Genomic DNA, 11,992 nt, shown 5'->3' with positions numbered 1-11,992 from the left:
GGTTACCTCAGCCATCGCGTCGGGCTCCTTCTTTGTCGTAGAGGACGGCATCGGCGATTTCGACCGGCACGAACTGCCCGCCGAAGGATGCCATGACCTGCTGTCCGATGCGTTCGCGCCCGTCCTTGACGAGGGCGAGCGCGAAACTGCGCTCCAGGGCCTGACTGTGGTAACTCGACGTGACGTGCCCGATCATCGGGATCGGGGTAGACGCCGGCCCGGTCAGCGGTTGCGACGGCGCGTCCGACGCGAGCACGATCTGGGCTCCTTCGGGTAACCGCAACGACCGGTCGACGGGCAGCAGACTGACCAGTTGCCGACGTCCGGGCTGGTGGTGCGAGGCCCGTGCAAAGGACCGTTTGCCGATGAAGTCCTTGGCCTTGGAGACGACCCAGTCCATCCCGAGGTCCTGCGGCGTGACGGTGCCGTCGGTGTCCTGCCCGACGATCGGGAAGGCCTTCTCGGCTCGCAGAACATGCATGGTCTCGGTGCCGTAGGGGGTGATGTCCAGCTCGGCGCCGGCGGCGGTCACGTCCTGCCAGAGTGCTTCGCCGTACCAACCGCTGACGTTGATCTCGTAGGCGAGCTCGCCGGAGAAGGTGACGCGCGCGACCCGGGCGGGGATGCCGCTGGCGAGGATGGTGTCGACGTGGGTCATGAACTCAAAGCCCTCCTTCGACACATCCAGGTCGGGCGCGAGTGCGCCGACAACCTCGCGGGAGTGGGGTCCGACGACGGCGATCGTCGTCCACTGCTCGGTGACCGAGGTGAACCACACGTCCAGCTCCGGCCATTCCGTCTGGCTCCACTCCTCAAGCCACTCGAGCACCTTGGCGGCGCCGCCGGTAGTCGTCGTCATGAGGAACCTGTCAGCGGCCAACCGGAAGCTGACCCCGTCGTCGAGCACCATTCCGTCGGGGCCACACATCACCCCGTAGCGCTGCCTGCCGACGGCGAGCTTGGCGAACGCGTTGGTGTAGATCCGATTCAGGAAGACGGGTGCGTCGGCGCCGCGGATCTCAATCTTGCCGAGTGTCGTCGCGTCCATGTATGCGACATTCTCCCGCGCCGCACGGCATTCGCGGGCGACCGCTGCGTCCATGTCCTCGCCGTCGCGAGGGTAGAACCGCGGACGCTTCCACTGACCGACGTCCTCGAATTTCGCGCCTAACGCCTCATGTCGCCCGTGCACCGAGGTGAGCCGCGCCGGGTCGTAGAGCTGCCCGCGCGCGCGACCCGCGAGCGCCACGAAGGCAACCGGGGTGAACGGCGCGCGGTAGGTGGTGGTGCCCAGCGCGCCAAGGGTGGTCTGCTGCGTGCTGCTCGGATGCTGTCCCGGCTGGCCGGTGGGCATCGCGGCCATGTCCTGCTCGCCGAGTAGCTGGGTCAGTAGACCGATGGTGAGGACACCGCCGATCTTGCCCTGATCCAGGCCGGTGCTGATCGAGGTGTAGCGCTTGACATGTTCGACCGACCGCATCCCGGCGCCCGTTGCGCGAATGACGTTCGCCGCTGTCTCGTCGCGGTGCGGGTCCACGAAATGGGTCGACAGGTCTCCATCTGCACCCGGGATCATCCACAGTGCGTGCGTCGTACCCGAGTGGGACCGTCGCTCGGCGGTCGTCAGGCCGGTGGCCGACGGATCGGCGCCGGCGACGTTGCCCTCGGCGACGCAGCCGGTCGTCCAGTAGGTGCCGGCTGCTGCGCCGATGGCCTGCTGGTCGCGCACCGCGCCCGACGGCACGAAACCCATCAGTTGATAGTCCCACCGCAACGCGCCCTGGCGTTGGGAGTGCAGGCTGACATTGGGCGACCAGCCGCCGGACACAGCGAGTAGGTCGCATGAAACACGTTCTGCTGTCGACGGATCGGCGCCCAGCTCGGCGATGCGGACAGCGTTCACTGATTCGGCACCGTCGACACCGACGACCACGCAGCCGCGCTGCACGGTCACCCCCTCCGGCGCCGTGGCCACAGAGTCGACGCGGGTGTCGACGATCCGTACCGCCGCTCCTGCCGTGTGCAACGCCTTCGCGACGCCGTATGCCGAATCGTTGGTGGTCAGCACGACGACCTCTCGCCCGGCCAGCGTCGCCCACCGACCCAGATAGCTCTGTACCGCCGACGCGAGCATCACGCCGGGGCAGTCGTTACCGGCGAAGACGAGCGTGCGCTCGAACGCCCCCGTGGCGAGGATGACTCGGCCGGCCGTGATGTGCCAGACCCGCTGACGCGAGACGCCGGCCCGCATGGCGTGCTGGCTACGCTTCTCCAGCGCCACCAGATAGTTGTTGTCGTAACTGCCGAAAACGCACGTCCGGGTCAGGATGTGGCAGTCGGTTGAGGCCTCCAGCTCTGCGCGCACGGATGCGATCCACTGCGTAGCGGGTTGGCCCTCGATCTTTTCACCCGGTCGCCCGAGCAGGCTGCCGCCCAGTTCGAAGTCCTGCTCTATCAGCGTGACGCGCGCGCCGGTCGACATCGCCGTGCGCGCTGCTGCGAGACCGGCCGGGCCGGCGCCGATCACGGCAATATCGGTGTGCACGTGCATCCGGTCGTATTCCGCGGTGTCGACCGACTCATCGAGGGTGCCGATGCCGTCCTCCCAGGTCAGCTGCATCCCGTCGGCAAGCTCGAGTGTGGTTGCGGGCAGCTGGGATTCGCCGTAGCCACCGTTCATCCGGACGACCGCGTTGGGTTCCTCGACACCTGCGGTCATGATGCCGCGCGGTCTGCCCAGGTAGATCGAGTCACCCACCCGACGCACCCCGTTCGCGAGTGCGGCGGAGGCGACCGTGTCACCTGCGTGGCCGGTGTAGTTCGCGTCGTCGAGGGTAAACGTCAAGGTGGTGTCGCGGTCGATCGCGCCACCCGTGTCGAGGCGGGCAGCAGTCATGAGCCGGCCCCCAGGTACGTCGAGGTGATCTCGTAGGTGCGGGTGTCGCGTACCGCGTTGAACCACTTCCGGCAGCCCGCGCTGTGCACCCAGCGCTCGCGGTACGAGCCCTTGGGATTGTCGCGGTAGAAGAGGTACTGCGCCCACTGCGCGTCGCTCAGTGCGTGCGGGTCCTCGGGGTAGGGGACGTGGGCCTGCCCGCCGTAGCCGAATTCGTCTTCGGTGCGTTTCCCGCAGTAGGGACACTCGATGATCAACATGGAAGTTCCTCCCGGTCAGTGGGCGACGGCTGAGGCGCCGTGCTCGTCGATGAGCGCACCGGTCTCGAACCGGTCGAGTGCGAACGGTTCGTTGAGTGGGTGCGGCTCGTCGTGGGCGATGGTGTGCGCGAAGGCCGTACCTGCGCCGGGGACGGCCTTGAAGCCGCCGGTGCCCCACCCGCAGTTGACGTACATGCCCTGTACCGGGGTCAGTCCCATGATCGGTGAGGCGTCGAGGGTGACGTCAACGATGCCGCCCCAGGTGCGCAGCAGGTGAGCGCGCGCGAACGCTGGGAAGAGTTCGACGGCGGCGGACATCTGCTGCTCGATGATGTGGAAGGACCCGCGTTGGCCGTAGCCGTTGTAGGGGTCGACACCGGCTCCCATCACCAGCTCGCCTTTGTGTGCCTGCGAAACGTAGACATGTACGTGGTTCGACATGACCACGGTCGGATGGATGATGTCGTGCAGCTCCGAGACCAGCGCCTGCAGCGGGTGGGACTGGATCGGCACCCGGAACCCGGCCAGCTGCGTCAGCACTGAGGTATGCCCGGCGGCTGCCAGCCCGACCTTGTCCGAATAGATCGTGCCGCGATTGGTCTTGACACCGGTGACCTTGTCGCCGTCCATCACGAAGCCCTGCACCTCGCAGTTCTGGATCAGGTCGACACCCATCTCACTGGCGCGGCGGGCATACGCCCAGGCCACCCAGTCGTGCTTGGCGATGCCTGCACGGGCCTGGTAGGTAGCGCCCATCACCGGGTAGCGGATCTCCTGCCCGATATTGATGATCGGGCACAGTTCCTTGACCTGCTGCGGGTCGACCCACTCGGCGTCGATCCCGTTCAACCGATTGGCCTCGACCCGGCGTACCGACTCGCGCACATCCTGCAGGGTGTGCGCAAGGTTGAGTACGCCGCGCTGGGAGAAGAAGATCTCGTAGTCGAGCTCGTTTTCGAGGCCCTCCCACAGCTTGAGTGACGTTTCGTACATCGCTGCCGACTCGTCCCACAGGTAGTTGCTGCGGATGATGGTGGTGTTGCGGGCCATATTGCCGCCCGCGAGCCAGCCACGTTCGAGCACCGCGACGCGGGTGATGCCGTGGTTCTTGGCGAGGTAGTACGCCGTTGCGAGCCCGTGACCACCACCGCCGACGATGATCGCGTCGTAGTGACGGGCCGGCTCGGGGTTGTGCCACAGGAACTTCGGATGCTGGGGCAAGTCGCGCTGGCTCATTGGGCGGCTCCTTCAGAGGTTCCGGGCACGGAACGGGAATCCCTCTTCTGATATATCAGTTGTCGGATAACCTTGGCGTGAACCGTCGAACACTGTCAACCCCTACGGAGGAGTAGATGACGGCCGTCGTCGAAGGCGCCTCTGGAGCTCCGGTCGCTTCCCTCACCGATACCGCGTACGAATCGCTGCGGTCCCGGCTGGTGCTGCTCGACATCCCGCCGGGTGCGCCGATCAACGAGCAGGGGCTGTCCAAGGAGCTCGGCATCGGGCGCACACCGCTGCGGGAGGCGTTGAAACGGCTCGAGTCCGACCACCTCGTGGTCACCTATCCACGGCGCGGCACGTTTGCCAGTTCGGTCGACATCACCGCGCTGAGCGAGATCTCCGAGATCCGTCAGTCCCTCGAACCGCTCGCGGCCGGACTGGCCAGCGGGCGTCTGGACATGGTTGACCGGAATGCGTTGCAGCAGCTACAAACATCGCTGCGCGCGCTTCCCGTTGACACCTCGGCGCGGGACCACATGGACTGGGACCTGCACGTGCACCGGGCGCTCTACCGGGCCTGCCACAACGAACACCTGCAGACGGCACTGACCCGTTACGGCAACCTCGCGACCCGTATCTGGTCGGTTGCAGCCCCGCGCCTGGCCGATATCGGGGCGCATGTCATTGGGCTCGTCGACTTGATCGACGCTGTGCTCGCCGGCGACGAAGCGCGAGCTGAGCAGCTGATGCTGGAGCACATGCGCGACTTCGAGAGCCGCATCCGGACGGTCCTCTGAATGACACAATCGCCTACTGGCCGCCATCTCGGAACACGAGATTTCGCCGTGGCCGGCGCCGGTGTCCTGGCACTGGTGGTCGGCGGGCCGCTCGTAGCAGCGACCAGGCCGACGACATCGTCCGCAGTGATCTGGGCTGTGGTGTTCTACGCCGTTGTCCAGGTGGTCCTGCTCTGGGAGAGCGGTCGCCCAGGTCGGGCACCATGGGCGCGCATCGACACAGTGATGTCAGCTGCTGCGTTGGTCGGCGTCCTGTTGATCATGAGTCAACTGCTCTGGTCGATATCCGGCAGTTCGATCCTCGGTGCGGCTATCGCGTCGGTGCTTGCGGGTGGCGCGCTCGCCGGCTTCATCGCGACAAGGCGGCGTCACCACTCACGTTAGATCCGCAGCAACGTCCGTCAGTCAGGATATTGATGTCGATCAGGCCAGCGCCATAAGTTGTGTGAACGGGTGCGCTCTATGGGGCGCACCCGTTCACACAACTCGGTGGTGGGACGTCAGACGAGGCGCTTGTCCGGCGACTTCGTCTTGGCCGGGTCGGTGTCGGGTAGGTCGCCCAGGGCCGCATCGACCTTCTTCATCACGTCGGCGTCGAGCTTGACGCCCGCAGCTTCGGCGTTGCTGGTGACCTGCTCCGGCTTGGAAGCGCCGACCAGGGCCGCCGCGACGTTGTCATTGGCCAGCACCCATGCGACGGCGAGCTGCGCCATCGTGAGGTTCAGGTCCTCGGCGATCGGCGCGAGCTTCTGAACAGCGGTCAGGGTCGTGTCGTTCATGAAGCGGCTGATCATGTCCGCTCCGCCCTTGTCGTCGGCGGCGCGACTGTCGGCCGGCGGCTGTTCCCCCGGCTTGTACTTGCCGGTCAGGATGCCTTGCGCGATCGGGCTCCAGACGATCTGGGAGATGCCGAGGTCTTTGCTGGTCGGCACCACTTCGCCTTCGATGACCCGCCAGAGCATCGAGTACTGCGGCTGGTTGGAGATGAGCTGGACACCCAGTTCGGTCGCGAGCGCGTGACCCGCGCGGAGCTGGTCTGCGGTCCATTCGCTGACGCCGATGTAGAGCGCCTTGCCGGACCGCACGACGTCGGCGAATGCCTGCATCGTCTCTTCCAGCGGGGTTTCGTAGTCGTAGCGGTGTGCCTGGTAAAGGTCGACGTAATCGGTGCGCAGCCGACGCAGTGATGCATCAATCGAATCGTGGATGTGCTTGCGGGACAGCCCGGTGTCGTTGTGCTGCTTACGGCCGGTCGGGAAGTAGACCTTGGTGAAGATTTCCACCGATTCGCGCGATTCACCGGCGAGTGCGCGCCCGAGTACAGACTCGGCAGCTCCGTTCGCGTAGACGTCCGCCGTGTCGAAGGTGGTGATGCCGGAGTCGAGCGCGGCGCGCACGCAGCGCACAGCCATGTCGTCCTCGACCTGGCTGCCGTGGGTGAGCCAGTTGCCGTAGGTGATCTCTGAGATCTTCAGTCCGCTGTTACCTAAGTATCGAAAGTCCATATTTAAACCGTACGCCGCGCGCCTGAATGTCGCACATGAGCGATTCGTCGATCCGGGATGCCATCGTCGGTGGCTGATGCCACAGTGGAGGGATGGATACCGTTACCGATCAGCAGTTCCGCGACGCCAACCTCCCCGACTGGCACAAGGCCCCGAACACACTGCACGCCAGCTTTGAAGTGCCCGATTACCGCGCCGCCGCGACGTTCATCACGGCGATCGCCGAAGCGGCGGAGTCAGCAGTGCACCACCCGGACCTGAGCCTGACCTACGGCACGCTCGACCTGACGCTGTGCTCGCACGACGATGGGACAGTCGTCACCCAGAAGGATCTGGATCTGGCGGCTGAGATCAGCCGGCTCGCCGCGGCGCAGGGTCGCAGCGCGCAGCACGACGCCACCTACGAGATCTAGGCCGGCACCTGCGATGGTCAAGAAGCTGATCAACGACCCGCTCGACGTCGTCCGTGAGTCAATGGAAGGAGTGGTGCTCACCCAACCCGGCACCGCGATTCTGCGCGACCGCACAATCGTCGTGCGAGCCGACCGGGTCAGCCACGGCCCGACCACCGATCTGCCGGTCGCGTTGATCTCCGGCGGAGGGGCAGGGCATGAGCCGGCGCACGCCGGATATGTCGCGAGCGGAATGCTGACAGCCGCCGTCAGTGGTGCGGTTTTCTCCTCGCCCAGTGTCGATGCCGTGCTCGACGGGATCAGAGCCGTCACCGGCACCGGCGGCGCGCTGTTGATCGTGAAGTCCTACACGGGTGATCGCCTGAACTTCGGGCTGGCTGCCGAGCTGGCCCGCTCCGAAGGCTATGACGTGCGGATGGTCGTCGTCGGCGATGACGTCGCGCTCGCTGACGATGACGACAATGCGGGTCGGCGCGGACTGGCCGGCACCGTCCTGGTGCACAAGAGCGCCGGAGCGCTCGCAGAGCAGAGCGGCTGCCTCGACGACGTCGCCGCGGTGGCTCGAGCGGTCGCCGCTGCGGTCGGCACGATGGGCCTGGGTCTGACTCCGTGCATCGTGCCCGGGTCGGACGAGCCTGGGGCAGAGATTGCGGCCGAGGGCGCCGAGCTCGGTCTCGGCATCCACGGCGAACCAGGGGTGCTGTCCATTGATATGGCGCCTGCCGACGAGCTCGCCGCCCGCCTCGTCGACACCATCGTGTCCGACCGGCAGTACGGCTCGGGTGCACGCGTGGTTGCTCTCATCAACTCCACTGGCGGTACGCCACCGATGGAGTTGTCGATTATTTCGCGCGCTGTGGTGAAGTTGTTGCAGGACAGGGGCATTGAGGTCGATCGGCTCTACCAGGGACTGGTGATGACGAGTCTCGAGATGGCCGGATGCTCGGTGTCCCTCTTGGCGACGGATACCCACGACGGTCTGCTGGATCTGTTGGATGCGCCCACGGGGTCACTCAGTTGGCCTGGTCACGGCGTTGCGCAGGCCCCCGGGTTGACGCAGGTCGATGTACCGGCCGGCCCGGAGTTGACCGACGACGAGGCAGGCGAAGGCAACGCAACCGACGAGCAGTGCAGCGCCGCCATCGAGCGCGCCTGCAAGGCCCTGCTGGACGCCGAAGACGAGCTGACCCAGATGGACAAGGTCGTCGGGGACGGTGATCTCGGCACAGCCCTCGCCCGTGGGGCCCGTGCCTGGCTGGCCGACCCGGTAAGTGGTGGGGCAGCGCATCAGCTGCGGGCGCTGTCCGGCGTCGTGCGTCGTGAAGTGGGTGGCACCTCGGGGCCGCTCTACGCGGCGGGTCTGCTACGCGCTGCCGAAGCCGTCCGTGCCGGGGGCGACTGGGCCGCAGCACTACGAGCGGGTAGCGAGGGCGTGCAGGAGCTCGGCGGCGCTGCCGAAGGCGACCGAACCATGGTTGATGCGCTTGCGCCCGCTGCCGCAGCAGCCGGCGACGGGCTCGCGGCAGCCCAGCAGGCAGCGCACCGGGGCGCGGACGGCACAGCGGACCGCGTCGCCCGACGCGGCCGCTCCAGTTATCTCGGTGACCGGGTCAAGGGGCACCCGGACCCTGGCGCGGTGGCGATCGCGGTCTGGCTGGACGCGCTCGGTTCCTGACCATTTCGATGGACCAGCTCGCATGGGAAGGTGAGCCATGGCAGACAACACGACATCCATCCTGCTGACCGACGCGTTCGAGCGGGTGCATGAGCTCGTCCCCGAGGTCATCGGCGGACTCGACAGCGCGGAGTTGGAGTGGCAACCGGATACGGAGGCCAACTCCATCGGTTGGCTGGTCTGGCACCTGACTCGAGTCCAGGACGACCATTTCGCCACCTTGACCGGGCAGGAACAAATCTGGCTCAAAGACGGGTGGGCCGGCAGGTTCTCGCTGTCCTACCCCGACGATTCGATCGGGTTCGGTCAGTCCGGCCCGGAGGTGGGTCAGTTCACCGTCGATGAACCGACGCTGTTGACCGGGTACCACGCGGCAGTTCACGCTGCCACTCTCGCTGCGCTGCAGACTTTCTCACCGCAGGATTACGGGCGGGTGGTCGACGACCGGTACGACCCGCCGGTAACCCTCGGTGCACGGGTGGTCTCGGTACTCGGCGACATCAGCCAGCACGTCGGTCAGGCGGCATACGTACGCGGGCTGCTCGAGCGCAGAGCCTGACTAACAAGACAAAACCGCCGAGTGGCAGGGAACCAACTCGACCGGCGTACTTATGAGTACGCCGGTCGAGGCTTATCCCTGCCACTCGGCGAGGTGTTCTTGATGCTTGTGTCAGCCGTCAGTACGGGCGGTGTCGGCCGCTTCCTTCTCCGAGGTCGCGTCAGCATCGGAGAGCCGACCGCCGAGGTCTTCCAGGTGCGCACGAACGAACCACTGGAACTTCTCCAGCTGCGCGGTCTGACCGATGAGCATGTCCTCGGTGATCGGGTCGACCTCGCCGGCGTCGGTGATGGCCTTGCGGTTGTCTTCGACCACACCGTCGTACACCTTGTCGAGCGCGCCGAGGTGCGCGAGCACGGTGTCGCGACCAATGGAGTAGTCACTCCAGGTGCGATCCCTCTCGATGGCGCCGGGGGTGCCCGCGGGTGAGCCGCCCATGGTCGCTATCCGCTCGGCGACCTCGTCGGCGTATCCGCGGACCAGTTCCACCTGCGGGTCGATCATCTCGTGGACGGCGATGAAGTGCGGTCCGACGACGTTCCAGTGCACGTGCTTGAGGGTCAGGTGCAGGTCGTTGTAGGCACTGAGGCGCTTCTGCAGCGACAGCACCAGGGTCTCGCTGTCCTGAACTGACATTCCGGGGACTGTGTAATGCACGGCCATGACGAACTCCTTCTGCGCGCAGGGCCTGACGCCGTGTGACGTAGGGATTTCCACGGTACACGGCGCGCGGCAGCGGTTCAGTTGCGGAAGCGGTCCACCAAAGAGCGCACGATTCCGGTGTTGTGTGTGTCACCGTCGTCATCGCGTTCGATGGCGCCGCCGGCCCAGTTCGGATCCTGTGGCCAGGGCCCGATCGGATCGAGGGTGGCGGGGTCGGTGCCCTCGTCGGGTACCTGCAACGCGCGCTCGAAGGCCTCTTCGACACCGATCAGCTCATAGCCCTTCGGCATCAGATCGGTGCGGAAGTCCGTTTCGTTGCAGACCATGTCCTCGTGCAGGCTCTCGACCAACGATTCGACGGTGGACTTCGGAACGTCGGCGATCGAGCCCGCGAGCGCGCCCACGAGACCCGTCGGCAGCAGCGGCACGTCGATCTCGGGTCTGGTCAGGCCTGCAGTCGCAGTGAACAGTTTCAGGAGTTCGGCGTAGGCCATCGTGTCCGGGCCGCCGATGTCGTAGGAGCGGGACTCACCCGTGTGCTCCATGCAGCCGGCAAGTGCCTGCACGGCGTCGACCACGGCAATCGGCTGCACCTGCGACTGCATCCAGGTGGGCACGGTGTGCACGGGTAGTCGCTCGGACAGTTGTCGGACGATCTCGAAAGAGGTGGAGCCGCTGCCGAGCAGGATGGCGGCACGCAGAGAGTAGGTCGGGATGCCTGACTCGGTCAGGATCTGCTCGACCTGCAGCCGGGAGGCGATGTGGTGCGACAGTTCGTCCTGCTCGACCGGCGGGACGATTCCGGACAGGTAGACGATCCGGCGCACCCCGGTCTGCTGGGCGCTGCGCGCAAAGTTACGCGCGCCCTGAGCGTCCTTCTCCATGAAGTCCTCGCCACCGAGACCGTGGATCAGGTAGTAGGCGGTGTGCACGCCCTGCAGTCCGTCCGTGACGCTCTGCTCATCCGATACGTCGAACTCGACGACGTCGATCTGATCGGACCACCAGTAGCGCTGCGCCTTAGCGGCGTCGGTGAACGCCCCTGCGACGTGATGGCCGCGCCGCAGCAGTTCGGGGATGAGCCGACCGCCGACATATCCGCTGGCGCCGGTAACGAGGACACGTGCAGAGTCAGTCACGTCTCAACGGTACGGCGCGGTGCAGGGCTGCCGGGCATCCGCCTGCCCTGCGTCATCCGGCGCGGCGCATACTTCCCAGATGAGCGATGATGACGAGAAGCAGGTGTCGGAGGTCTCGCAGATGACCCCTGGCGGTGGCGCCGACTCCACTCCCGGCACCGACGACGGTGTGCCCCCCGCTGAAGACTCACAGACCGAGGCAGACGGCGCGCCCCGCGACTACCGCGCGGATCGCAGCATCTGAGCCGAGATCCCCACGCAAGGTCACCCAAGGTCGTGGCGCGAGCGAAGACGCTCGCGACATCGTTCGCGCCCGGGACGTCACACAAGAGTTGTGACAACCCGACAGGCTGGATCCCAATGTCGCAGATGATCGATCTGCACGAAATTTGGGCGATGCTGGCGCACGGCCTGCATCACCTCGCCCAGTTGGTCGATCGGCACCTTCTTGGACAGGGTCAGGTGGGCTATCCAGTCGCGCGCCGGCTGCCCGGAACCGTCGGATTGCGCACCGGTCTGCCGGGGCAATTGGTGCTGTCGTAGCTCCTGCGCGATCAGCCCGAGCGATGGCGGTATGACCGCGAGGTGCGCGGCAACGAACGGCCCGTGGCCGAACACCACGCCCGCACCGAGCGCGATGCGCAGCGGCAGGAGGGGGCGTATCCGGCGGACAGCCAGATCCAGCAGTTCAGGACCCATCGTCGGCGCGGCGAGCAGGGTGAGGTGCGGGCGGTGGCTGTCGCTCGTGCGCCCGCCTTCGGACGGCACTCCCAGTGCGGTGACCGCCTCCCAGCCGGCCCGGATGGCGTCATCGCCGTCGGGGCTGAGTGTCAGGTCCAACGATTGGTAGGCCATCAGACAGCT

The 11,992-nt window shown here is 66.3% G+C and carries 13 protein-coding genes; 6 read left to right on the top strand and 7 right to left on the bottom strand.

All coding sequences use genetic code 11. The features are described 5' to 3' along the window. Positions 1 to 7: 7 nt before the first annotated feature. Genes V3G39_02110 through V3G39_02100 form a run of 3 tightly spaced genes read right to left on the bottom strand, consistent with a single transcriptional unit; the run spans position 8 to position 4,392 of the window. Positions 8 to 2,896 (bottom strand): 2Fe-2S iron-sulfur cluster-binding protein, encoded by a 2,889-nt coding sequence (locus tag V3G39_02110; protein ID XAS76855.1) that lies wholly within the window; start codon positions 2,894 to 2,896, stop codon positions 8 to 10. After that, the gene (locus tag V3G39_02105) at positions 2,893 to 3,156 is read right to left on the bottom strand and encodes a sarcosine oxidase subunit delta (GenBank protein ID XAS76854.1); all 264 of its coding nucleotides are present in this window, start codon (positions 3,154 to 3,156) and stop codon (positions 2,893 to 2,895) included. Before V3G39_02105 ends, V3G39_02110 begins: the two co-directional genes overlap by 4 nt. A gap of 15 nt (positions 3,157 to 3,171) precedes the next feature. Continuing rightward, entirely contained in the window at positions 3,172 to 4,392 is a 1,221-nt protein-coding gene (locus V3G39_02100; protein ID XAS76853.1) for a sarcosine oxidase subunit beta family protein, read from the bottom strand. Between the two features lie 116 nt (positions 4,393 to 4,508). Between V3G39_02100 and V3G39_02095 the strand changes: the two genes are divergently transcribed. Together V3G39_02095 and V3G39_02090 are read left to right on the top strand one after the other, a co-directional pair. Further along, the gene (locus tag V3G39_02095) at positions 4,509 to 5,174 is read left to right on the top strand and encodes a GntR family transcriptional regulator (GenBank protein XAS76852.1); all 666 of its coding nucleotides are present in this window, start codon (positions 4,509 to 4,511) and stop codon (positions 5,172 to 5,174) included. Then, positions 5,175 to 5,558, top strand: coding sequence for a hypothetical protein (locus V3G39_02090; GenBank protein XAS76851.1), 384 nt, complete (start codon positions 5,175 to 5,177; stop codon positions 5,556 to 5,558). Between the two features lie 116 nt (positions 5,559 to 5,674). Here V3G39_02090 and V3G39_02085 read toward each other — a convergent pair whose 3' ends face one another. Further along, complete coding sequence (locus V3G39_02085) at positions 5,675 to 6,679, bottom strand: aldo/keto reductase family protein (GenBank protein ID XAS76850.1); 1,005 nt, start codon at positions 6,677 to 6,679, stop codon at positions 5,675 to 5,677. A 92-nt stretch (positions 6,680 to 6,771) separates the two neighbouring features. On the opposite strand from V3G39_02085, the gene V3G39_02080 reads away from it, so the two are divergent. Genes V3G39_02080 through V3G39_02070 form a run of 3 tightly spaced genes read left to right on the top strand, consistent with a single transcriptional unit; the run spans position 6,772 to position 9,326 of the window. Continuing rightward, entirely contained in the window at positions 6,772 to 7,092 is a 321-nt protein-coding gene (locus V3G39_02080) for a 4a-hydroxytetrahydrobiopterin dehydratase (GenBank protein ID XAS76849.1), read from the top strand. A 13-nt stretch (positions 7,093 to 7,105) separates the two neighbouring features. After that, on the top strand, positions 7,106 to 8,767 hold the full coding sequence (locus V3G39_02075; GenBank protein XAS76848.1) for a dihydroxyacetone kinase family protein: 1,662 nt from the start codon (positions 7,106 to 7,108) through the stop codon (positions 8,765 to 8,767). A 37-nt stretch (positions 8,768 to 8,804) separates the two neighbouring features. Continuing rightward, positions 8,805 to 9,326, top strand: coding sequence for a DinB family protein (locus V3G39_02070; protein ID XAS76847.1), 522 nt, complete (start codon positions 8,805 to 8,807; stop codon positions 9,324 to 9,326). A 111-nt stretch (positions 9,327 to 9,437) separates the two neighbouring features. Here V3G39_02070 and V3G39_02065 read toward each other — a convergent pair whose 3' ends face one another. Together V3G39_02065 and V3G39_02060 are read right to left on the bottom strand one after the other, a co-directional pair. Then, a complete protein-coding gene (locus tag V3G39_02065) occupies positions 9,438 to 9,989 on the bottom strand; it encodes a DNA starvation/stationary phase protection protein (protein ID XAS76846.1) in 552 nt (183 codons plus the stop codon). A 77-nt stretch (positions 9,990 to 10,066) separates the two neighbouring features. Next, complete coding sequence (locus tag V3G39_02060) at positions 10,067 to 11,128, bottom strand: NAD(P)H-binding protein (GenBank protein XAS76845.1); 1,062 nt, start codon at positions 11,126 to 11,128, stop codon at positions 10,067 to 10,069. A gap of 79 nt (positions 11,129 to 11,207) precedes the next feature. Here V3G39_02060 and V3G39_02055 point away from each other — a divergent pair, with 79 nt between their 5' ends. Next, the gene (locus V3G39_02055; protein ID XAS76844.1) at positions 11,208 to 11,372 is read left to right on the top strand and encodes a hypothetical protein; all 165 of its coding nucleotides are present in this window, start codon (positions 11,208 to 11,210) and stop codon (positions 11,370 to 11,372) included. A gap of 77 nt (positions 11,373 to 11,449) precedes the next feature. Here V3G39_02055 and V3G39_02050 read toward each other — a convergent pair whose 3' ends face one another. Then, positions 11,450 to 11,983 carry a 2'-5' RNA ligase family protein gene (locus V3G39_02050; GenBank protein ID XAS76843.1) on the bottom strand — a complete coding sequence of 178 codons (534 nt, stop codon included), beginning with the start codon at positions 11,981 to 11,983 and terminating at the stop codon, positions 11,450 to 11,452. Between the last annotated feature and the right edge of the window lie 9 nt (positions 11,984 to 11,992).

Source organism: Dermatophilaceae bacterium Sec6.4 (assembly GCA_039636865.1).
In the GTDB taxonomy this organism is placed as follows: Bacteria; Actinomycetota; Actinomycetes; order Actinomycetales; family Dermatophilaceae; genus Allobranchiibius.
Note: the sequence above shows the minus strand (reverse complement) of the source record. Positions and strands in the feature narration are given on the sequence as shown.